Below are 22,556 nucleotides of genomic sequence, written 5' to 3' on the forward strand. Positions count from 1 at the left end.
ATTTCGGTGTTCGAGATGGTGTTCGAGATGGTGTTGAGAAGGGGTGGATCGGGGCGCGGGGCCCGGCGCGGAGCGGAGGTCCGAGGCTCACATCGGCCGCCTCCTCCGCCGGTCGTGGAGCACGGCGCCGGCGAGCACGATCGCGAGGATCGCACCTCCCGAGATCAGGAAGGCATCGCTGCTCATACCGCCGGTGAGCGGAAGGGTCGTCGGCTGCACGGGCGCGTTGACGAATCGGTAGACGGCGTTCTGACCGGCGGCGGGGGCGCTGATCGTGGCCGAGGGGACGCTCACCCAGGTCGTGCCCTGGAGCCGTTCCAGGCGGAGGGTCTGATAGGCGAGTCGGCTCCCCGGCGTGGTCGGCGCCTCCGACAGGGTGTAGGTGTGTCCGGGCCGCACCTCGAACGTGCTCGCCGGGTTGCCGCTCGCGACGTAGGCGGCGCCGGGCCTGCTCTGCGTCGGCAGCGGCCCACCGGCGAAGGCAGCCGGCGTGGCCGTGACCGTCCAGTTCGCCGGCTGGAAGCCGGGACCCGGCTGCGTGACCTGTTTCAGGAGCGTGACGGATGCCGTGGCGTTCGTCACCGCGCAGGTGACGGTGGCGCCCTGCGGCAGCGTCACGTCTCCGGCGGCCGTGACCGCGACGGCGGTCCCGGCATCCGTCCGGCACTGCCACGCGCCGGTCTGGACGTACGTCAGCGATCCGCCCGCCTCGGACAGGCGGTAGGGCACTCCCGGGGTGACGTTTATCGCCGAGGCCTGGGGCGTGCCGCTGCGCCCGCTCGGCCCGGGCAGAGCGCCCGTCGGCGCCGTGGCCGAGAGCACCCAGTCGCTCGGGAGCGCGGAGCCGAACGACACCTCTTTGACGAGGGTGAGGACGGCCACCGGACGGTTGACGATCGTGCAGGCGATCGCCTGCGCCGACTGCGTGTTCGCGATCGATCCGCTGACGATGTTGCCGGTCTGGCCGAAGGTGACGGGTGTCGCGGTTCCGCCGATCGTGCACGACGCGCTCGCGAAGACGAATCCTGCGCGCATCTCCTCGGACACCGTGAGCGTCGCTCGGGAGGCGAGCGATCCGTACAGCACGGTCCACGACGCGGTTCCCTGCGCGTTCGTGAGCTGCCGCGGCGCCTCGCTCGGAAGCGCCGTCGCCGTGCCCGTCGTGGCCGTGGCGGCGGTGCCGACGGACCATCCTGCGGCGGGACTCGTCGCCCCCGTCGCCGGGTCGAGGACGAGCTTGGTGATCGTCACCGTCGTCGCCGGGCGCGGTGAGTTGAAGAAGGTGCAGACGACGTTCACCCCGGGCCGCTCGGGAACGGTCACCGAGCCCGTGGCGGCGGTGCTGTTGCTCAGCCGCACGCCGTCCGCCCAGCACTCCGAGAAGATCGTGTACACCGCGAGCGCGGATGCCGATCCGGCCGCCATCGCCTCCGAGATCGAGACCGTGCTGCCGGTGGGGATCGGGACCGGGCCGACCTGCTGGCTCTGACGTCCCGTCGCGGAACCGGCCGTGGTGGCCGTGGCGATCGTGCCCGCGGAGCCCGAGAGGGTCAGGGTGAACTGGTCGCTCGCGGCCGCGCGCCCGATCGCGTTCTTCAGCACGGTCACCGTCGACGGGCTCGCGCAGGAGGCGAGGTCGGTGTGCTCGGCGAGGGAACGCCCCGAGCCCGGGATGCGCGTCCAGGTCGTCGGGTCGAACTCGTACGCGGTTCCGGAGTCCGAGACGTATGCCGTGCCGCGCGGCGAGAACGCCAGGCCGTTGGCGTTGCCGAACGCGGGCGTCGCCTCGGTGCCCGCGAGCGAGCGGGCGGTCGTTGCACCGACGGGGATCACTCCGCCGTTCGCGGCCGAGATGGCCGCTGCGGTGACGGTGAAGATGACAGCGCTCGGCGCGTTGTTCACGGTCGCCGCGCCGAGGACATAGAGGTTGCCGGATGCGTCGAAGGCGAGGTCGCCGTTCCCGTTCGGCGAGCCGGTCGTCGGGAACGACCCGAGGTAGGCGTAGCGGGTCGCGGCGGGGTTCGACTCGGTGAAGCTCCAGAGGTGGAAGGACGTTCCCGAGAACTTCCCGAAGATGAACCGACCCGACGGGTCGACCGCGCCGGCGACGAGCGAGCCGGTCACCGCTGCCCCGGCCGTCGTCGCCGTCGTGTAGCCCGTGTTCGCGAGGGTCTGGAATCCGCCCGCGGGGGTCCATTTGAGGATGGACACGACGTTCGCCGCGTCCGTCGACCGCTGCAGCGCGTAGGCGACGCCGCCGCCCGGACCGATGCCGAGGGAGTTCGCGTTCGCGCCGACGTTCCAGCTGCCGACCGTCGCCGTGGCGCCCGTGACCGTATCGGCTTGGAGCAGCTCGCCCGCGGGGCCCAGCGCGTAGAACTGGTTGGTCGAGCACGACAGACGCGCGGACTGGACGGTGTTGGTGAAGGTGCAGACGACCGAGGACCCCGCCTCGGCCGGCATCGTGAGCGTGCCCGACGGCGAGGAGCCGATGGCGATGACCGTGCCGTCGCGGGTGCACTCGTACGAGCTCGTGTACGTCAGCCCGGCGCCCGCGGTGATGGTCTCGTGGATCGTGTACGTCGCGCCGGGCTGCACCACGAGCGCCGCGACCTGCTGCGCCTGCAGGCCGGTGGCGCTGCCCGACGTGGTCGCGGAGCCCAGCACCGTCTGACCACTGCGGACCGACAGCGTGAACTGGTCGCCGGCAGCGGCACGGGCCGGCAGGTTCTTCCGCACCGTGAGGGTCGTCGCCGGCTGCACCGTCAGCGTCGCCGGGGCGGATGCGATGAGCCCGGTCGTCGCGACGGCGCCGCTCGTGACGGTGCCCGCGGCCGCCGCGACGACGTCGACCGTGATGGTGCACGACGAGGCACCCGCGACGAGGTCGCCGCCGACGACGGAGATGGCGCCCGAGCCCGGGGCCGCGGTCACGGCGTAGGCCGCCCCGGTCGCGTTCACGCACGTCCCGCCGATCGCGGGCGTGGCGGCGACGCGCAGCTCGGCCGGGAGGGTCGCCGCGAAGCCCCAGTCCGTCTTCGCGAGGAGATCCGAGGTGTTCGTCACCGTGTACGTCAGGGTCGTCGGGACCGTCGCGGTCGCGGTGCCGGAGAACGCGGCGTCGAGCGCAGGCGAGACCTCCAGGACGCGGATGTTGTCGACGCCGAACGCGCTGCCGGCTCCGGTGACGGTGTTGGTCAGCCGCACCTGCGCCGCGGCGATCTGCGCGGGCGTAAGGAGTGCCACCCCAGTGCCCGTGTACGTCGCCGCGCGGGCCGACGTCGACAGCGCCGGGTCGAGGATGCCGGAGGTCGCCTGCGCGGGCGAGGTGTAGAACACCGAGCCGGTCGCCGCGCAGGGGACGACCGGGGTCGGGAAGCCGCTCAGCAGCGTCGTCGAACCGGTGAACAGCGACAGCGACAGCGATGCGTTGTTGGTTCCGCACTGCGCACCCGCCGCATCGAAACGAAGGGCGTAGTAGCGCGAACCGGGAGCCGTCACACCGATGCCGGCGGCGGACTGCGCGACCGTCGTGCCCCCGGCGACCGCCGCGTAGGGGAAGTTGGTCAGGGCGTGATTGGTCCGGGTGGTGGCCGTCGAGCTGTTCGCCGGCGCCGTGGCCGAGGTCGAGCCCGTCGCACCGGCCGCGAGCTGGCCCAGGACATCGGCGAGGCGGCGCACCTCGCGCGCTCCGAGCGTCGACGAGTTGAGGGTCTGCGGCGGGCAGAGCGTCGTGCTCGCCGCGGCCGAGAAGTTCACGAGCACGCCCGTGCAGCTCGCGCCGTTCACCCAGCCGGTCGACGCTGTGTAACGTCCGCCCGCGTAGGCGCCGAGTGCGCTCGGGGCTGTCGTGCTCACCCCCTGCTCGAAGGTCTCGACCCAGGCGTCGCGGGGAGCCTCCGGAATGCCCGCCGCCAGGATGCCGATGCTGAGCTGACGCGCGAGCGGCGGCGCGCGCGCATCGGCCTCGTCAGCCGGGACCTCGATCGCCGGCGCATCGACGCCATCCGGCGATGCCGGGAGTGGCGGCTCGGGCTCCGTCGCCGCCTCCGGCGCGTCCGCGGCGTCCGCATCCGTTCCCGGGGGCGTGGTCACGGCATCCGTCTCGCCGTCATCGGGTGCGGCCGGGCTCTCGTCGGAGGCACCCGGGCTCTCCTGCCGCGCGTCCGGCTCGACGGTCTCGGTCACCTCGGGAGCCGGCGTGCCGCTCGGGGCCGCGATGGCGGCGACAGCGCCGGTGGGGGTTGCGAGGAGTCCGAGCGCGAGTGCGACGGCCGCGGCTGCCGCGCTCGTGCCGCGCACCGCAGCGCGCACGGATGCGCGCGCTGCGGTGCGGGAGGAGCACTGAGGGGCGCGGGCGCGACGAGCGGAGACCATGACCGTCCTGGGGATCGACGAATGCCCCAGGCACGTACGGATGCGCTCCGGACCTGCTGTGACGGTCCGAGACTATGTGCTCAGTTTTCCCTCAGTCAATACTGAGACCTGATATTAAGTAGATCTTTCACTGAGTTTCGGATGCGCGCCCGCGCACCGACCTCACTGGTTGCCGATGTTCTTGTCGACGTTGTCGCGCACCTCGTCGATCTTCGCGTGCTGCTCAGCCGGAACGACCTTCTTCACCGCATCGGCCGCGCCCCGCAGGATCTTGTCGCTGACCTCCTCGGCCTTCTCGCTCTTGAGCGCCTCCTCGATCTTGTCCCGATTCTGCTCGAACATCTGCTTGCCCTTGTTGATGATGTCGTCCACGCCCATGGCAGGTCCTTTCGCTGGGGACGGTGTGTCCGTTCTCCGCCTATGTCAGCGCGTGATCGTCATCGCCGTCAACAGCTTGCGCAAACGACGGCGCCCCCCGGATCCGAGGATCCGAGGGGCGCCGCGAAGGAAGTCTGAGACTTACTTGACGATCTTGGTCACCGTGCCGGCGCCGACGGTGCGGCCACCCTCACGGATCGCGAAGCCGAGGCCCTCTTCCATGGCGATCGGCTGGATGAGCTCGACCGACATGTCGGTGGTGTCGCCGGGCATGACCATCTCGGTGCCCTCGGGCAGCGAGATGACGCCGGTGACGTCCGTGGTGCGGAAGTAGAACTGCGGGCGGTAGTTCGTGTAGAAGGGGTTGTGACGGCCACCCTCCTCCTTCGAGAGGATGTAGGCGGTGCCCTCGAAGTTGGTGTGCGGCGTGACCGAACCCGGCTTCACGACGACCTGGCCGCGCTCGACGTCGTCACGCTTGGTGCCGCGCAGGAGCAGACCGCAGTTCTCGCCGGCCCAGGCCTCGTCGAGCTGCTTGTGGAACATCTCGATACCCGTGACCGTGGTCTTCTGCGTCGGGCGGATGCCGACGATCTCGACCTCGGAGTTGATGGCGAGGGTGCCACGCTCGGCGCGGCCGGTGACGACCGTGCCACGACCGGTGATCGTGAAGACGTCCTCGACGGGCATGAGGAACGGCTTGTCCTTGTCACGCACCGGGTCGGGGATCGACTCGTCGACGGCGTCCATGAGCTCAACGATCTTGTTGACCCACTTCTCGTCGCCCTCGAGCGCCTTCAGGCCCGAGACCTGCACGACGGGAGCGTTGTCGCCGTCGAAGTCCTGCGACGACAGGAGCTCGCGAACCTCGAGCTCGACGAGCTCCAGGATCTCCTCGTCGTCGACCATGTCGGACTTGTTCAGCGCGACGAGCAGGTAGGGGACGCCGACCTGCTTGGCGAGCAGCACGTGCTCGCGCGTCTGAGCCATCGGGCCGTCGGTGGCGGCGACCACGAGGATCGCGCCGTCCATCTGAGCGGCACCGGTGATCATGTTCTTGATGTAGTCGGCGTGACCGGGGGCGTCGACGTGAGCGTAGTGACGCTTCGGGGTCTCGTACTCGACGTGCGAGATGTTGATCGTGATGCCACGCTGGCGCTCTTCGGGCGCCGAGTCGATGGACGCGAAGTCACGCTGCACGTTGGTGGCCGACGGGTACTTGTCGGCGAGCACCTTCGAGATCGCTGCGGTGAGCGTCGTCTTGCCGTGGTCAACGTGACCGATGGTTCCGATGTTGACGTGCGGCTTGGTCCGCTCGAACTTGGCCTTAGCCACGGGGTCCTCCTCAGGACTGTCGATGTAGATCTCCGGGCGCTGGATTGCGACCGGTTCTCTACGGGGATGATTTCACTCTAGTAGAGAGTGCGATATTCAGTTTGAGTGGATGCCGGGAGCATCGGGCCCCCGGCATCCGAGAGCGATTACTCGCCCTTGTTCTTCTGGACGATCTCGTCGGCCACCGCGCGCGGGACCTCGGAGTAGCTGTCGAACTCCATCGAGTACACCGCGCGACCCGACGTCTTCGAGCGCAGGTCGCCGATGTAGCCGAACATCTCCGACAGCGGGACGAGCGCACGGACGATCTTGATGCCCGAGCCGTCCTCCATCGACTGGATCTGGCCGCGACGGGAGTTCAGGTCGCCGATGACGTCGCCCATGTACTCCTCGGGCGTGCGCACCTCGACCGCCATGAGCGGCTCGAGGATGACGGGGTTCGCCTTGCGCAGCGCCTCCTTGAAGCCAATCGAGCCGGCGATCTTGAACGCCATCTCCGACGAGTCGACGTCGTGCGACGCACCGTCGAGGAGGATCGCCTTGACGCCCACGATGGGGTAGCCGGCGAGCACGCCGACGTTCATCGCGTCCTGGAAGCCCTGGTTGGTCGGCTCGATGTACTCGCGCGGGATGCGGCCACCGGTGACCTTGTTCTCGAACTCGTACGTCTTGTCGGCCGTGACCTCGAGGGGCTCGATCGCGAACTGGATCTTCGCGAACTGACCCGAACCACCGGTCTGCTTCTTGTGGGTGTAGTCGTGACGCTCGACGACCTTCTTGATCGTCTCGCGGTACGCCACCTGCGGCTTGCCGACGTTCGCCTCGACGCGGAACTCGCGCTTCATGCGGTCGACGAGGATGTCGAGGTGCAGCTCGCCCATGCCCTTGATGACCGTCTGACCGGTCTCGGGGTTGAGCTCGGTGCGGAAGGTCGGGTCCTCTTCGGCGAGCTTCTGGATGGCGACACCCAGCTTCTCCTGGTCGGCCTTGGTCTTCGGCTCGATGGCGACCTCGATGACCGGCTCGGGGAACGTCATCGACTCGAGGACGACGGGCTCCGCCGGGTCGGCGAGGGTGTCACCGGTGGTGGTGTCCTTCAGGCCGATGACGGCGTAGATGTTGCCCGCGGTGAGCGAGTCGACCGGGTTCTCCTTGTTGGCGTGCATCTGGAAGATCTTCCCGATGCGCTCCTTCTTGCCCTTGGTCGAGTTGACGACCTGGGCACCGGAGTCGAGGTGACCGGAGTACACGCGGACGTAGGTCAGGCGACCGAAGAACGGGTGCACCGCGACCTTGAACGCGAGCGCCGCGAACGGGTCGTTCGCGTCGGGGTGACGCTCGATGACCTTCTCCTCGTCCTTCGGGTCGTGCGCCTCGATGGCGGGCACGTCGAGGGGAGAGGGGAGGAAGTCGACGACCGCGTCGAGCATGGGCTGCACGCCGCGGTTCTTGAAGGCCGAGCCGCAGAGCACCGGGTAGAGCTCGCCGGCGACGGTGAGCTTGCGGATGGCGCCCTTGATCTCGGCGACCGTCAGGTCCTCGCCGCCGAAGAACTTCTCGAGCAGCGCGTCGTCGGACTCGGCGACGGCTTCGAGGAGCTTCTGGCGGTACTCGGCCGCCTTGTCGGCGAGGTCGGCCGGGATCTCCTGGATCTCGTACTTCGCGCCCATGGTGACATCACCCTTGGCGTCGCCGGGCCAGACCAGCGCGCGCATCTCGACGAGGTCGATGACGCCCACGAAGTCGTTCTCGGCGCCGATGGGGAGCTGCAGCACGAGCGGACGTGCGCCCAGACGGCTGACGATGGTGTCGACGGTGAAGTAGAAGTCGGCGCCCAGCTTGTCCATCTTGTTGACGAAGCAGATGCGCGGGACGTCGTACTTGTCGGCCTGACGCCACACGGTCTCGGACTGGGGCTCGACGCCCTCCTTGCCGTCGAAGACGGCGACGGCGCCGTCGAGGACGCGCAGGGACCGCTCGACCTCGACCGTGAAGTCGACGTGGCCGGGCGTGTCGATGATGTTGATCTGGTTCTTGTTCCAGAAGCAGGTCACGGCGGCAGACGTGATCGTGATGCCGCGCTCCTTCTCCTGCTCCATCCAGTCGGTGGTCGAGGCGCCGTCGTGCGTCTCGCCGAGCTTGTGGTTGACGCCCGTGTAGAACAGGATGCGCTCGGTCGTCGTCGTCTTGCCGGCATCGATGTGCGCCATGATGCCGATGTTGCGGACCTTGTTGAGGTCGGTGAGCACTTCTTGTGCCACGGGCTGTTCCTTACGTTCGGTGGGGAACGCCGGCCGGGAGGGTTCTCCCGGCCGGCGTCGAGAAGCTGTTTACCAGCGGTAGTGCGCGAAGGCGCGGTTCGACTCGGCCATCTTGTGCGTGTCTTCGCGGCGCTTGACCGCGGCACCGAGGCCGTTCGAGGCGTCGAGGATCTCGTTCTGCAGACGCTCGGTCATCGTCTTCTCACGACGGCCCTTCGCGTAGGAGACGAGCCAGCGCAGCGCGAGGGTGTTCGCGCGGTGCGGCTTGACCTCGACCGGCACCTGGTAGGTCGAGCCGCCGACGCGGCGGCTCTTGACCTCGAGGGTGGGGCGGACGTTGTCGAGCGCCTTCTTCAGCGTCGCCACGGCGTCCTGGCCGTTCTTGGCCTCGACGCCCTTGAGGGCGTTGTAGACGATCGCCTCGGCGATGGACTTCTTGCCGTCGACGAGGATCTTGTTGACGAGCTGGGTGACGATCGGAGCGCCGTAGACCGGGTCGTTGACGACGACGCGGCGGGGTGCGGGTCCCTTACGAGGCATCTAACTCAACCCTTCTTCGCGCCGTAGCGGCTGCGAGCCTGCTTACGGTTCTTGACGGCCTGGGTGTCGAGCGCACCGCGGACGATCTTGTAGCGGACACCGGGCAGGTCCTTCACACGACCGCCGCGGACGAGCACGAGCGAGTGCTCCTGCAGGTTGTGGCCCTCGCCGGGGATGTACGCGGTGACCTCGGTGCCGTTGCGGAGCTTGACACGGGCGACCTTGCGCATGGCCGAGTTCGGCTTCTTGGGCGTGGTCGTGTACACGCGGGTGCAGACGCCCGCCTGCTGGGGGTTCGCCTTCAGGGCGGGAGCCTTGGTCTTGGTGACCTTCGGCGAGCGGCCCTTGCGAACCAACTGCTGAATGGTTGGCACGTTCTCTCCTTGTAGTGCTGCACGGTGACAGCGTCGTGGTTTCACCACAGATCCACCGGCGCATCACGAGTGCTGCGGCTGTCGAGGGTGGATATGCCGTGGGGGCGTCCTGTTCGCAGGACGATCCCGGATGCGTGCGCCCGTCGTCCCGAGGCCGGGCCAGAGGCACAGCGCAGGGCGCGCATGAGCGCACACCCTCGCAATGATACGCCCCCACGGCGAGGCGGGCAAACGCCGACGCTCGGCAGTGGTATCGCGTTCAGCCCGCGGCCCGCGCGAGGCGCAGCTCGGCGTCGCCGAGCAGGAACCGTTCCGCCACCGGGCGCGCATCACCGGGGGCGACCTCCGTCTCCTCGCCGCGCTCACCCGTCAGCACCGTGCCGTTGGTGGAGTCCAGGTCGACGATCACCCAGGATTCGCCCCGCAGCTCCAGCCGGGCGTGCGTCTTGGACATCGTGCGGGTGGCGTCGTCGACGGCGACCAGCTGCGCGCGGGGGTGCGCGGCATCCCGTCGGGGCTGGCGACCGAGGATCGCGACGTCGCCGGTGAGCGGCACGGCCGAACCGCCCGGCAGCTGCAGCAGCCAGCCGCGACGGCGCGACACGACGACGGTGTGGTCGAGGTCGTCGTCGGCCGAGGCTTCCGCGCGCCGCAGCTGGGCGGGCACGGCCGCGCGCGCCGTCCGCGGGGCCCCCGCTGCGGGTGCTCCGATGACGGCGGAGACCTCTCCCGAGAGTTCCGGGAACTCCTCGGGCTCGGCCGCATGGCGCCGCGCGCGCGACCTGGCCGGGACGGCGTCCCAGGTCCGGCGGCCTGGAGCGGGAGCGCCGGATTCCTCGGGGTCGGCGAGCGAGGGGACGACGCCCGGCCGCGGCGAGGCGGCGCGCGACGGGAAGGGCGACGGCGAGATGGCCGAGACGTCGTCGATCTCCGACGCCCACGGCTGCTCGCGCCGCAGCCGCGGCCGCTCGACGGCCGGCGCCGCCTGTTCCGCCTCGGCCTCGTCGCCCGCGCGGACCGCCGGGCCCGCGTCGGCCGCGTCGGCGGGTGCGTCCGGCGCATCGAGGCCGCCGGACACGGATGCCGTCGGCGCGGGCGCCGCGGCGGGCGCGCTCTCGGGCGGCGCATCGCCGGCCGGCGCTGCGGCGGGGATCATGGCCGGCGCCGCCGCCTCGGGCGTCGGCGCGAACGGAGACGCGGCCGGTGCCGCAGGTGCGGACGCCGCGTCGGATGGCGCATCGGATGCCGCGCGGTCGACCGCTGGCGCGTCGTCGACCGGCGCGAACGACGAGGGCGGCGCCCACGGCTCGGGCCGGAGGGCGTCTGAAGGCGATTCGCGGACCGGCTCCGGTGAGAAGTGGTTCGGCGAGACGACCCGCGTCTCGCGGGTCGGAGGCGCGAGCGGTTCCACCGTCGGCTCCGACATGGGAGGGGAGAACGACCACGGCGGCGGCTCGACGACGCGTTCGCGCCGCTGCCATACGGCGGGGCCGAGGCCCAGGATGCTCGCCCAGACGACGAAGAGCAGCGCGGCCAGCACCGTCATCCCCGGCCCGACGGCGAAGTCCCGGCCGATCCGATGCGCCGCGACGACGACGAGCGCGTACAGCAGCATCCATCCGAGCACCGGCACGAGGCCGACGAGCACGAGCCACGCGCTGAAGCCGCCGAGGCGCAGCACCACGGCGATGTTGAGCACCGGCACCCAGCCCTGCCACGCGTCCTCGCCCGTCTTGCGGAACAGCGCCGACAGCGCCAGTGCGGTCCACACGTAGAGGACGACGCCGAGCACCGATGACAGGACGCCGAGCAGGATGAGGAGCGAATCGTTCGCGGACATGGCCATCGGACTCAACGATAGGGCCCGCTCGGTGACGGGTGCAGGACGTGGCCCGCGATCACGGTGCTGACGGCCCGGGATCGGCGCCGCGGTCGGCGCTGCCGTCGAAGGGCGCGTCGAGGGAACGGGTCAGCTCGGCGAGCATCGCCTCGATCTGCGGCTCGACGTGCTGAGCGATCGCCGCCTGCACGCGCAGGCGGTGGTGCAGGAGGATCGCGCAGAGCTCACGGCCGACCATGTTCGCGTAGTCGTCCGCCAGTCCGACCTCCTGGCGGAGCGCGGATTTCGCCTCCGCGCTCAGGGGCGGGAGCTCCGGCACGTCGGCGTCCGCCTCCTGTGCGAGCCCGGCGATGGTGAACAGGAACGGTGCACCGGGGACGGGATCGGGGTCCATCGGCATCCCCTCGAACTCCGGCTCGAGGCCCTCCCCCGGGCGATAGCTGCGCGAACGATTGCGCGCCGCCTGCTGATCGAGCTCGGCCTGGAGCGTCGGCAGGTTCTTCGCCGTGTACTCGGCGACGGCCTGATCCACGATCCCCTTCATGCGGATCGACAACCCGTGCTGGACGCCGTGGGGCACGTCGGCACCCACACCCGCGGACGAGAGGATCGGCGAGCCGAAGCACCGGCGACACGGTGCCACCCGCCCGCGATGGGTGGCCGGCTCCCAGCGCGGCAGCCAGCGCAGCCAGGCATCCACCGCCTGGCTGACCTGGGTCTCGAGCGACCGCTCCACGCCACCATTGTGGCCGATCAGACCCGGATCGGGGCGGATTCCGGCATCCGCCACGCCCGATTCGCCGACACGGACCGTGCGGGTCCGAGCCGGTCAGTGGTCCTCGTCGTCCTCCCAGCCCCAGTGCGGCGGTCGCGCGCGCGTGCGCACGAGGGCGACGGCCGTCCACCCCGCGACCGCTGCGCTGCCGCCGAGGACGACGGCGAACCACGACACCGCGAACGCCCCGATGGCCGCGAGCGCCCGGGCCGGGTCGACCCCGACGACGACGGCCGCGACGCCGAGCGTCGACAGGTGGGCGAGCAGGGTCACGACCGCGGCGACGGCGGCGATCGCGTAGGAAGGATGCGGCCGGCGCAGAGTCGCCGCGAGGGTCGCCGCAAGCCCGATGACCGCCGCGGCGAAGGCCGCTGCGCCCGGGATGGGGGTCAGCCCGCGCACCGCGATGACGTCGCTCCCGCTCACGAGGCTGAGGACGCCGAGGCCGCAGATGGCGAGCGCCCCGAAGCCGACGACCGCGAGAGCGGCTGCCAGCCCGGGGCGCATTCCGCCGGCGGCGGGTTCCATCAGTAGCGGTGCAGCTGCGGACCGGCCTCGAGCGTGCGCTCGTACTCGCGCTGGGCTTCCGCATTCAGCTCGGTGACGCGTCGGCCCCGAGCGGCGACCCAGGCGCCGAACCAGATCGTGAGCTCGCGTCCGGCGACGAGGGCGACGAGGGCGAGGGGCGCGAAGGCCTGCTCGGCGACGATCGTGAGCGCCTCGCTGGGCGCGATCGACCAGAACGGGGCCTGGAAGAGCTGTCCGAGGATGTGCCCGGCGTACGCGGCGAGACCGACGAGGAGGCCGAAGATCACCCACAGGCCCCAGCGTCCGCGGTTGATGATGGCGCCGAGGATCCAGAAGCCGAGGAAGAAGACGGCGACCGGCACCCAGAACCACCACGAGGTGACGGCGCTGAGCGCCTGCGTGCCGACGTTCTCGACGGTCGCATCGCCGACGACGAAGCCGATCGCGAGGGAGGCGCCGAGGTAGATGAGCGCGAATGCGAGCGCGGCGAGCAGGCCGATCGCACCGGCCGCGCCGCGGTTGCCGCGCGGCGTCGGGGCTTCGGGCGCCTGGACGAAGATCGGCTGGGGCGCGGCGGCCGCCGTGGTGTCGGGCCCGGCGACGGGCTCACTCGCGCTGACGACGCCACCGTAGGTCCCCCGGTCGTCGGTGCCGTAGGCCCGGGTCGCGGTGTCGCTGCGCTCGGCGTCGTGGCGCACGGCGTCGCGGCGATCCGCCTCACGACGATCGGCGTCGTCGAGGTCGCGACGGTCGGCTGCGGCGGCAGCGGTCGCCGCAGCTCCCCCGGCGGAATCGCGGTCGGCAGGGCGGTCCGCGGCGTCGCGGTCGGCAGGGCGGTCCGCGGCGTCGCGGTCGGCATCGCGGTCCGACGATCCGGTGACGCCGGCGACGCCGGTGTCCGAGGCGCGGCCGTCGGATGCCGCGGCGCGCTCGCCCGTCAACGCGTCAGCGCCCGGCGCTTCGGGGGTCGCCGTCGTGCTCGTGCGCTCGGGCAGCGTCCCGGAGCCGGCGTACGCGGCATCCCAGTCATCGGCGCTGACCGCGTCGCGCGATGCCTGCGCGTCGGCCAGCCCGGCACGGGCGCTGCCGACGACGTCGTCCACCGGCGTGGGCTCTTCGACCGGCTCGCCGTACTTGGGGTCGCTCATGCGATGCTGCTCCTCACGCGGAGGCCGACGCCGCCGCAGTGGCGAGGATATCCCGCCGCGCGGCGCACGCCCGTCAGGCGTGCCGACGTGTCTGCGCACCGGCCGCGTCGGCCGGACGTATGGTTGCCGACATGACCTCTCGCCCGCTCGCGCGCCTCGCCCCCGCGGCCGTGCTCGCCGCGCTCGTGATGCTCGCCGGCTGCGCCCCCGAGCCGGATGCCGCTCCCCCGTCGGCCGCTCCGGAGTCGACGCCGTCCGCGACGGCGACCACCGCCGCACCGGAGGCCGCCGAGTCCGCCGAGTCGGGCGGAGCCGCCCCCGCGGCATCCGGATCGGTCGTGTCGACGACGGTCATCCCGCGCGACTGCTCCGGTCTGCTCGGCAGCGCGGCGCGGACGGCCCTGGCGAACGTCCCGCTCAACGACGCCTCGTTCGGCCCGAGCGGCGCGATGCCCGACGGCTCGCTGCGCTGCGTCTGGGGCGACCCCGCCGCCGACACGTCGAAGATCATCACCACGATCTCGTTCGCCGAGGAGAACCCGGTCATCGACTTCATGAACGGGCTGACCTCGATCGGCTTCACCTGCTACGAGCCGGACGCGGGCGTGCGATGCGAGAAGACATGGCAGAACGATCGGTTCCCCGTCACGGACGGGCGGACCCTGTACTTCCGCGACGGCGTGCTCGTCGATACGCAGTTCTCGCACCTCGCCCCGGAGGGGTACACGTCGGGGATCGTCGCCTCGCTGTGGCCGGCCGTCCCCGCCGCGCCCGCGCCCTGAGGCGTCAGCGCTCGACGTCGCCCGTCAGCGCTCCGCGTCGCCTGTCAGCGCTGCGTCGCTCGTCAGCGCTCCGCGAAGGCCGCGTCGGCGACGCGACCCGCGTACCGCTCGGGATGCCACCCGGTCTGCGAGGTCGACACCCAGATGCCGGCCCCGGCCTCGATCGTCTCGATCAGCTCGCCGTCGGCGCGTGAGCACCGCACGCGGTCGCCGTTGTCGGTGCAGCTGAATCCGGCCGGCGGCAGAGCGGATGCGGCGATGGAACCGGCATCCGTTCCCACCGAGGCCACGGTGGTGGAGATCGTGCCGCTGTCGGAGGTCCACGTGCACGTGAAGCGGACCTGCGGCGCCAGCGCCTGCACGAACTCGGCCGCCGTCGAGACAGGCTGATCCGTCGACGAGGCGATCTCCGCACCGGGCGTGTACTGCAGTGCGGCCCACATCGGCTCGGTGTAGAGGTCGCGGCACTGGGCCGGGCCGTCGGCCGCGGCATCCGTCGACCCCGATTCGGCCGGGGCCGGCGACAGCATCCCGAGTCCCGACGTCACGAGCGGGACGGTCAGGATGCCGAGGGTCACGATGACGGCCGTGCACAGCACGCCGACGACCCAAGCGAAGACGACGTTCCTCCCACCGATGCGCGACACCCCTCCACGGTAATCCGCCGGCCGCCCGCATCCCGCCCGACACGACGCAGGGCCCCGGGACAAGCCCGGGGCCCTGCGGTGATCGGCGATGGATCAGTTGTAGCTGGTGAAGTCGCCGTCAGTCGAGAAGCTGTCGAAGTCGACGTAGCTCAGGTCGGAGTCGCTGTACGCGCCGTCCGACGCGAAGATGCGGTTGGGGTACCGCTCGCTCTTCGCCTCCTCCGTCGCCTCGACGGCCACGTTGCGGTACTTCGCAAGGCCCGTTCCGGCGGGGATGAGCTTTCCGATGATGACGTTCTCCTTGAGGCCGACGAGCGGGTCGCTCTTGCCCTCCATGGCCGCCTGCGTGAGGACGCGGGTGGTCTCCTGGAACGACGCGGCCGACAGCCACGACTCCGTCGCGAGCGACGCCTTCGTGATACCCATCAGCTCCGGGCGGCCCGACGCGGGGCGCTTGCCCTCGGCCACGGCCTCGCGGTTGATGCTCTGGTACTTCTTGAAGTCGACCATCTCGCCCGGAAGCAGCGTCGTGTCGGCGTGGTCGACCACGGTGACCTTCCGCAGCATCTGCCGGACGATGACCTCGATGTGCTTGTCGTGGATCGGCACACCCTGCGACCGGTAGACGCCCTGCACGCCGCCGACGAGGTACTTCTGCACCTCGCGGGCGCCCTGCACGCGCATGATGTCCTTCGGGTCGAGCGTTCCCACCTGGAGCGGGTCGCCGACCTCGACGTGCTGCCCGTCCTCGACGAGGAGGGTCGCACGCTTGAGCACCGGGTAGACGAACGGCTCGTCGCCGTTGTCGGGCGTGATGATGACCTTCTTGGCCTTCTCGGTCTCGTCGATCGTGATGCGGCCGCTGGCCTCGGCGATCGGCGATGCACCCTTGGGGGTACGCGCCTCGAAGAGCTCCTGCACGCGGGGCAGACCCTGCGTGATGTCATCGGCCGACGCCGAACCACCCGTGTGGAAGGTACGCATCGTCAGCTGCGTGCCGGGCTCGCCGATCGACTGGGCGGCGATGATGCCGACCGCCTCGCCGATGTCGACGATCTTGCCGGTGGCCAGCGAACGGCCGTAGCACTTCGCGCAGACACCCACGGCGGAGTCGCAGGTCAGGACCGAGCGGACCTTGATGGAGGTCACCCCGCCCTCGACGAGCTTGTTGATCAGCACGTCGCCCACGTCGTCACCGGCTGCCGCGAGGACCTCGCCCGAGGGCGAGACCGCGTCGGCGGCGAGGGTACGGGCGAACACCGAGTTCTCGACGTTCGCGTCCTTGATGAGGACGCCGTCCGAACCGGCTGCGGCGATCGGGAGCTCGAGGCCCTTCGAGGTGCCGCAGTCGTCCTCGCGGATGATGACGTCCTGCGAGACGTCCACCAGACGACGGGTCAGGTAACCCGAGTCGGCGGTACGCAGCGCGGTGTCGGCCAGACCCTTACGAGCACCGTGCGTGGCGGTGAAGTACTCCGCGACCGACAGCCCTTCGCGGTACGAGGAGATGATCGGACGGGGCATGATCTCGCCCTTGGTGTTGTTGACCAGGCCGCGGATACCGGCGATGTTGCGGATCTGCAGCCAGTTACCACGGGCGCCCGAGGACACCATGCGGTTGATGGTGTTGTCCGCCGGGAAGTTCGCCTTCATGGCGGCCTGCACCTCGTCGGTCGCCTCGGTCCAGATCTTGATCTGCTCCTGACGACGCTCGGCGTCGGTCACGAGACCCTTCTCGAACTGGCCCTGGACCTTCGCGGCGAGCTTCTCGTACTTCGAGATGATCTCGGCCTTGTTCGGCGGGGTCAGGATGTCGCTCAGCGCCACCGTGACACCCGAACGGGTGGCCCAGTAGAAGCCGGCGTCCTTGATCCGGTCGAGGGATGCCGCGACCTCGGTCTTCGGGTACTCCTCGGCCAGCTTGTTGACGATCTGCGACAGCTTGCCCTTGTCGGCCTGCTCGCGGACGAACGGGTAGCCCTTGGGGAGCGTGTCGTTGAAGATCGCCTGTCCGAGCGAGGCGTCCACGAGACCGTGGCGCTCGTAGTTCTCGGGGGCGTCGCCCTCGAGGAACGTGAGGCCGGGGATGCGGATGCGCGCCTTAGCCTGCAGGTCGAGGGTTCCCTCGTCCTTGGCCAGGATGGCCTCGCCGACCGAGCCGAACACGCGGCCTTCGCCGGCGGCACCCTCGATGACCGTGGTCAGGTGGTGCAGACCGATGATCATGTCCTGCGAGGGCAGGGTGACCGGGCGACCGTCGGAGGGCTTCAGGATGTTGTTCGACGCGAGCATCAGGATGCGCGCCTCGGCCTGGGCCTCGACCGACAGCGGCAGGTGGACGGCCATCTGGTCACCGTCGAAGTCGGCGTTGAACGCCGCGCAGACGAGCGGGTGCAGCTGAATCGCCTTGCCCTCGACGAGCTGGGGCTCGAAGGCCTGGATGCCGAGACGGTGGAGCGTGGGTGCGCGGTTGAGCAGCACGGGACGCTCGCGGATGATCTCCTCGAGCACGTCCCAGACCTCGGGACGCGTGCGCTCGACGGCGCGCTTGGCCGCCTTGATGTTCTGCGAGTGACCGAGGTCGATCAGACGCTTGATCACGAACGGCTTGAAGAGCTCGAGCGCCATCTGCTTGGGCAGACCGCACTGGTGCAGCTTCAGCTGCGGGCCGACGATGATGACCGAACGACCCGAGTAGTCGACGCGCTTTCCGAGCAGGTTCTGACGGAAGCGTCCCTGCTTGCCCTTGAGCATGTCCGAGAGCGACTTCAGCGCGCGGTTGCCGGTTCCGGTGACGGGGCGGCCACGGCGGCCGTTGTCGAACAGCGCGTCGACGGCCTCCTGCAGCATCCGCTTCTCGTTGTTGACGATGATCTCGGGGGCGCCGAGATCGATCAGGCGACGGAGACGGTTGTTGCGGTTGATCACGCGACGGTAGAGGTCGTTCAGGTCGGAAGTGGCGAAGCGGCCACCGTCGAGCTGGACCATCGGGCGCAGCTCCGGCGGGATCACCGGAACCACGTCGAGCACCATCGCGGCCGGGGTCATCCCGGTCTGCAGGAACGAGTTGACGACCTTCAGGCGCTTGATCGCGCGGATCTTGCGCTGGCCCTTGCCCTCGGAGATCTGCAGGTGCAGCGAGTCGGCCTCGGCGGCCAGGTCGAAGGCCGCCAGGCGACGCTGGATGCCCTCGGCGCCCATGTGGGCCTCGAAGTACTGCCCGAAGCGGTCCTGCAGCTCGTGGAAGACGTCGTCCTCCTGCTTGAGCTGGCCGACCTCGAGGGAGCGGAACTCCTCCCACACCCGCTCGAGGCGCGAGATCTGCTCGTCGAAGTTCTTGCGGACGGTCGCCATGTCCTTCTCGGCGGAGTCCTTGGCCTTCTTCTTCTGGTCGGCCTTGGCACCGTCGGCCTCGAGGGTCGCGAGCTCCTCCTCCAGCTTCGCCAGACGCGTCGCCACGCGGGCGTCGCGGCGGTCGCCGAGGTTCTTGATCTCGAGGCGCAGGTTGTTCTCGTGCGTGGGGAGGTCGCGGTGACGCGCATCCTCATCGACCGAGATGACCATGTACGCGGCGAAGTAGATGACCTTCTCGAGGTCCTTCGGCGCCATGTCGAGCAGGTACCCGAGGCGCGAGGGCACGCCCTTGAAGTACCAGATGTGGGTCACGGGAGCGGCGAGCTCGATGTGGCCCATGCGCTCACGGCGGACCGAGGACTTGGTGACCTCGACGCCGCAGCGCTCGCAGACGATTCCCTTGAAGCGGACGCGCTTGTACTTTCCGCAGGCGCACTCCCAGTCGCGGGAGGGGCCGAAGATCTGCTCGCCGAAGAGGCCGTCCTTCTCGGGCTTGAGCGTGCGGTAGTTGATGGTTTCGGGCTTCTTGACCTCGCCGAAGGACCAACGACGGATGTCGTCAGCAGTGGCCAGGCCGATGCGAAGCTGATCGAAGGTGTGTGACTCGAGCACTGATTCTCCTGTGTCGGAATTCTGTTCGTTGCCTGGCCGGATCAGATCTCGTCGATCGACGAGGACTCGAAGCGGCTGGAGATGTTGATGCCGAGCTCTTCCGCTGCGCGGAAGGCTTCGTCATCGGTGTCGCGGAGGTTGACCTCGGTGCCGTCGGCCGAGAGGACCTCGACGTTCAGGCAGAGCGACTGCATCTCCTTCATGAGCACCTTGAACGACTCGGGGATGCCGGGCTCCTGGATGTTCTCACCCTTGACGATGGCCTCGTAGACCTTCACGCGGCCCACGATGTCGTCGGACTTGATCGTCAGGAGCTCCTGCAGCGCGTACGCGGCGCCGTAGGCCTCGAGGGCCCACACCTCCATCTCACCGAAGCGCTGGCCGCCGAACTGCGCCTTACCACCGAGCGGCTGCTGGGTGATCATCGAGTACGGGCCCGTCGAGCGCGCGTGGATCTTGTCGTCGACGAGGTGGTGCAGCTTCAGGATGTACATGTAGCCGACCGAGATCGGAGCCGGGAACGGCTCGCCGGAGCGGCCGTCGAACAGCTTCGTCTTGCCCGACGAGCCGACGAGGCGCTCACCGTCGCGGGTGAGGTTCGTCGAGTCGAGCAGACCGGCGATCTCCGACTCGAAGGCGCCGTCGAACACGGGGGTCGCGACCTTCGTGCCGGGGGCCGCCTCGCGAGCGACCTCGGGCAGACGGTCGGCCCACTCGGGGGTGCCCTCGACCTTCCAGCCCTGCGCGGCGATCCAGCCGAGGTGGAGCTCGAGGACCTGGCCGAAGTTCATTCGACCCGGGATGCCGAGCGGGTTCAGCACCACGTCGACGGGGGTGCCGTCGGCGAGGAACGGCATGTCCTCGACGGGGAGGATCTTCGCGATGACGCCCTTGTTGCCGTGGCGGCCGGCGAGCTTGTCGCCCTCGGTGATCTTGCGCTTCTGGGCGATGTAGACCACGACGCGGCGGTTGACGCCCGAGCCGAGCTCGTCGTCGCCGTCCTCGGCGTTGAACTCCTTGACCGCGATGATGGTTCCCTGCTCACCGTGGGGGACCTTCAGCGACGTGTCGCGGACCTCGCGGCTCTTCTCGTTGAAGATCGCGCGGAGCAGGCGCTCCTCGGCCGACAGCTCGGTCTCGCCCTTGGGCGTGACCTTGCCGACGAGGATGTCGCCGGGACGCACCTCGGCGCCGATGCGGATGATGCCGCGCTCGTCGAGGTCCTTCAGCAGGTCGGGCGCGACGTTGGGGAGGTCACGGGTGATCTCCTCCTTGCCGAGCTTGGTGTCGCGCGCGTCGACCTCGTACTCCTCGATGTGGATCGAGGAGAGGGTGTCGTTCTTGACGAGCTCCTGGCTGAGGATGATCGCGTCCTCGAAGTTGTGGCCCTCCCACGTCATGAAGGCGACGAGGAGGTTCTTGCCGAGGGCGAGCTCGCCGTCCTGCGTGGCGGGACCGTCGGCGATGACCTCGCCGACCTCGACGCGCTCACCGGCCGAGACCACGACGCGCTGGTTGTACGACGTGCCCTGGTTGGAGCGGTCGAACTTGCGCAGGAAGTAGTCCTGCGTGCCGCCTTCGTCGAGCTGGACGGTCACGACGTCGGCCGAGACCTCGGAGACGACACCGGCCTTCTGCGCGGTGATGACGTCGCCGGCGTCGATCGCGGCGTAGCCCTCCATACCGGTTCCGACCAGCGGGGAGTCGCTGCGCAGCAGCGGCACGGCCTGACGCTGCATGTTCGCACCCATGAGGGCGCGGTTCGCGTCGTCGTGCTCGAGGAACGGGATCAGCGAGGTCGCCACCGACACCATCTGGCGGGGCGAGACGTCCATGTAGCCGATCTCGTCGTTCGGGAACAGGTCGACCTCGCCGCCCTTGCCTCGGCGGGCGAGCACGCGGTCGGCGACGAACGAGCCGTCCTTGTTGAGTTCCACACCGGCCTGCGCGACGACGAAGTCGTTCTCCTCGCTGGCGGTGAGGTAGTCGATCTCGTCGGTCACCTTGCCGTCGACGACGCGACGGTACGGGGTCTCGATGAAGCCGAAGGCGTTGATGCGGGCGAACGATGCGAGCGAGCCGATCAGACCGATGTTCGGGCCTTCGGGCGTCTCGATCGGGCACATGCGGCCGTAGTGCGACGGGTGGACGTCGCGGACCTCGACACCGGCGCGCTCACGCGAGAGACCGCCGGGGCCCAGCGCCGACAGGCGGCGCTTGTGGGTCAGACCCGCGAGGGGGTTGTTCTGGTCCATGAACTGCGACAGCTGGGACGTTCCGAAGAACTCCTTGATCGCGGCGACGACGGGGCGCACGTTGATGAGGGTCTGCGGCGTGATCGCCTCAATGTCCTGCGTGGTCATGCGCTCGCGGACGACGCGCTCCATGCGCGACAGACCGGTGCGGACCTGGTTCTGGATGAGCTCGCCGACGGCGCGGATGCGGCGGTTGCCGAAGTTGTCGATGTCGTCGGTGTCGAGACGGATCTCGGCGTTCTTGCCGTCGCGGATGCCGTCGAACGTGGCGTCGCCGCGGTGCAGGCGCACGAGGTACTTGATCGTCGCGACGATGTCGGCGACGGTGAGCACCGACTCCTCGATCGGGGTGTCGAGACCCAGCTTCTGATTGATCTTGTACCGACCGACCTTGGCGAGGTCGTAGCGCTTGGCGTTGAAGTAGAAGTTGTCGAGGAGCGCGCGGGCGGCCTCGGCGGCGACCTGCTCGCCCGGGCGGAGCTTGCGGTAGATGTCGCGGAGCGCGTCCTCCTTGGTGAGGATCGTGTCCTTCGCGAGGGTCTCCTCGATCGAGTCGTAGCCGGCGAACTCGGCCATGATGTCCTCGGTCGTCAGGCCCAGGGCCTTGAGGAAGACGGTGACCGACTGCTTGCGCTTGCGGTCGATGCGCACGCCCACCTGGTCGCGCTTGTCGATCTCGAACTCGAGCCAGGCACCGCGGCTGGGGATGACGCGCGCCGAGACGATGTCCTTGTCGGAGGTCTTGTCGGGCGTCTTGTCGAAGTACACACCGGGCGAACGGACGAGCTGCGACACGACGACGCGCTCGGTGCCGTTGATGATGAACGTGCCCTTGCCGGTCTGGAGCGGGAAGTCGCCCATGAAGACCGTCTGGGTCTTGATCTCACCGGTCAGGTGGTTCATGAACTCGGCCTCGACGTAGAGCGGGGCGGCGTAGGTCTTGCCGCGCTCCTTGCACTCCTCGATGGAGTACTTCTCGGGCTCGAGGTAGGGGTTCGTGAACGAGAGCTGCATCGTCTCGCCGAGGTCCTCGATCGGCGAGATCTCCTCGAAGATCTCCTCGAGGCCGCTCTGCAGCGCGATGTCGGTGCGACCGGCGGCCTGAGCCTCGGCGAGGCGGCCCTTCCAGGCGTCGTTGCCGACGAGCCAGTCGAAGGACTCCGTCTGCAGGGCAAGCAGGTCGGGGACCGTGAGCTTGTCGGAGATCTTCGCGAACGAGAGGCGGGAAGCGCCGCGGCCGTTCTTGGGGGTGGTGGTGGATGCGTTGCTCGCAGCAGCCAAGGGGATTACCTCCGTGGCCCGAGTGGGGCCGGTTCCTTGTCGTCAGGTGAGAGTGCTCCCGATCCGAGC

14 protein-coding genes are annotated in these 22,556 nt (G+C 69.6%); 1 reads left to right on the forward strand and 13 read right to left on the reverse strand.

What is annotated here, in order from left to right; genetic code table 11:
* Positions 1-87: 87 nt before the first annotated feature.
* The 10 genes from F6B42_RS00325 to F6B42_RS14890 all read right to left on the reverse strand — a co-directional run bounded on the left by F6B42_RS00325 (position 88) and on the right by F6B42_RS14890 (position 13,556).
* On the reverse strand, positions 88-4,377 hold the full coding sequence (locus F6B42_RS00325) for a DUF7933 domain-containing protein (protein ID WP_150417617.1): 4,290 nt from the start codon (positions 4,375-4,377) through the stop codon (positions 88-90).
* A gap of 162 nt (positions 4,378-4,539) precedes the next feature.
* Entirely contained in the window at positions 4,540-4,755 is a 216-nt protein-coding gene (locus tag F6B42_RS00330; RefSeq protein WP_150417618.1) for a hypothetical protein, read from the reverse strand.
* Between the two features lie 141 nt (positions 4,756-4,896).
* Positions 4,897-6,090 (reverse strand): elongation factor Tu, encoded by a 1,194-nt coding sequence (gene tuf / locus F6B42_RS00335; RefSeq protein ID WP_150417619.1) that lies wholly within the window; start codon positions 6,088-6,090, stop codon positions 4,897-4,899.
* A gap of 146 nt (positions 6,091-6,236) precedes the next feature.
* Positions 6,237-8,351: an elongation factor G gene (gene fusA, locus F6B42_RS00340; protein ID WP_150417620.1), complete on the reverse strand. Its 2,115-nt coding sequence runs from the start codon at positions 8,349-8,351 to the stop codon at positions 6,237-6,239.
* 69 nt (positions 8,352-8,420) lie between these two features.
* Positions 8,421-8,891, reverse strand: coding sequence for a 30S ribosomal protein S7 (rpsG, locus tag F6B42_RS00345; protein ID WP_018187368.1), 471 nt, complete (start codon positions 8,889-8,891; stop codon positions 8,421-8,423).
* A gap of 5 nt (positions 8,892-8,896) precedes the next feature.
* On the reverse strand, positions 8,897-9,265 hold the full coding sequence (rpsL, locus tag F6B42_RS00350; RefSeq protein WP_018187369.1) for a 30S ribosomal protein S12: 369 nt from the start codon (positions 9,263-9,265) through the stop codon (positions 8,897-8,899).
* Between the two features lie 259 nt (positions 9,266-9,524).
* Complete coding sequence (locus F6B42_RS00355; RefSeq protein WP_150417621.1) at positions 9,525-11,111, reverse strand: FHA domain-containing protein; 1,587 nt, start codon at positions 11,109-11,111, stop codon at positions 9,525-9,527.
* 52 nt (positions 11,112-11,163) lie between these two features.
* On the reverse strand, positions 11,164-11,841 hold the full coding sequence (locus F6B42_RS00360) for a spermidine/putrescine ABC transporter substrate-binding protein (protein ID WP_150417622.1): 678 nt from the start codon (positions 11,839-11,841) through the stop codon (positions 11,164-11,166).
* Between the two features lie 93 nt (positions 11,842-11,934).
* Positions 11,935-12,408: a hypothetical protein gene (locus F6B42_RS00365; RefSeq protein WP_150417623.1), complete on the reverse strand. Its 474-nt coding sequence runs from the start codon at positions 12,406-12,408 to the stop codon at positions 11,935-11,937.
* Positions 12,408-13,556, reverse strand: coding sequence for an ABC transporter (locus tag F6B42_RS14890; protein WP_223878261.1), 1,149 nt, complete (start codon positions 13,554-13,556; stop codon positions 12,408-12,410). Before F6B42_RS14890 ends, F6B42_RS00365 begins: the two co-directional genes overlap by 1 nt.
* A gap of 131 nt (positions 13,557-13,687) precedes the next feature.
* Here F6B42_RS14890 and F6B42_RS00380 point away from each other — a divergent pair, with 131 nt between their 5' ends.
* Positions 13,688-14,338, forward strand: coding sequence for a hypothetical protein (locus tag F6B42_RS00380; protein WP_150417624.1), 651 nt, complete (start codon positions 13,688-13,690; stop codon positions 14,336-14,338).
* Between the two features lie 62 nt (positions 14,339-14,400).
* Here the strand turns inward: F6B42_RS00380 and F6B42_RS00385 are convergent, their stop codons facing one another.
* From F6B42_RS00385 to rpoB, 3 genes are all read right to left on the reverse strand, one after another.
* Positions 14,401-14,985 (reverse strand): hypothetical protein, encoded by a 585-nt coding sequence (locus F6B42_RS00385; RefSeq protein ID WP_150417625.1) that lies wholly within the window; start codon positions 14,983-14,985, stop codon positions 14,401-14,403.
* A gap of 93 nt (positions 14,986-15,078) precedes the next feature.
* Positions 15,079-18,951 (reverse strand): DNA-directed RNA polymerase subunit beta', encoded by a 3,873-nt coding sequence (locus F6B42_RS00390; protein WP_150417626.1) that lies wholly within the window; start codon positions 18,949-18,951, stop codon positions 15,079-15,081.
* A gap of 41 nt (positions 18,952-18,992) precedes the next feature.
* Positions 18,993-22,487, reverse strand: a complete 3,495-nt coding sequence (rpoB, locus tag F6B42_RS00395) for a DNA-directed RNA polymerase subunit beta (RefSeq protein WP_150417627.1) — start codon at positions 22,485-22,487, stop codon at positions 18,993-18,995.
* Between the last annotated feature and the right edge of the window lie 69 nt (positions 22,488-22,556).

Source organism: Microbacterium radiodurans, from assembly GCF_008710705.1.
Lineage (GTDB): Bacteria > Actinomycetota > Actinomycetes > Actinomycetales > Microbacteriaceae > Microbacterium > Microbacterium radiodurans.

Bases quoted from the DNA above. Each gene is read 5' to 3' on its own strand.
- F6B42_RS00325 (WP_150417617.1), bottom strand. From the start codon at position 4,377: ATGGTCTCCGCTCGTCGCGCCCGCGCCCCTCAGTGCTCCTCCCGCACC.
- F6B42_RS00330 (WP_150417618.1), bottom strand. From the start codon at position 4,755: ATGGGCGTGGACGACATCATCAACAAGGGCAAGCAGATGTTCGAGCAG.
- rpsG (WP_018187368.1), bottom strand. From the start codon at position 8,891: ATGCCTCGTAAGGGACCCGCACCCCGCCGCGTCGTCGTCAACGACCCG.
- F6B42_RS00355 (WP_150417621.1), bottom strand. From the start codon at position 11,111: ATGGCCATGTCCGCGAACGATTCGCTCCTCATCCTGCTCGGCGTCCTG.
- F6B42_RS00365 (WP_150417623.1), bottom strand. From the start codon at position 12,408: ATGGAACCCGCCGCCGGCGGAATGCGCCCCGGGCTGGCAGCCGCTCTC.
- F6B42_RS14890 (WP_223878261.1), bottom strand. From the start codon at position 13,556: ATGAGCGACCCCAAGTACGGCGAGCCGGTCGAAGAGCCCACGCCGGTG.
- F6B42_RS00380 (WP_150417624.1), top strand. From the start codon at position 13,688: ATGACCTCTCGCCCGCTCGCGCGCCTCGCCCCCGCGGCCGTGCTCGCC.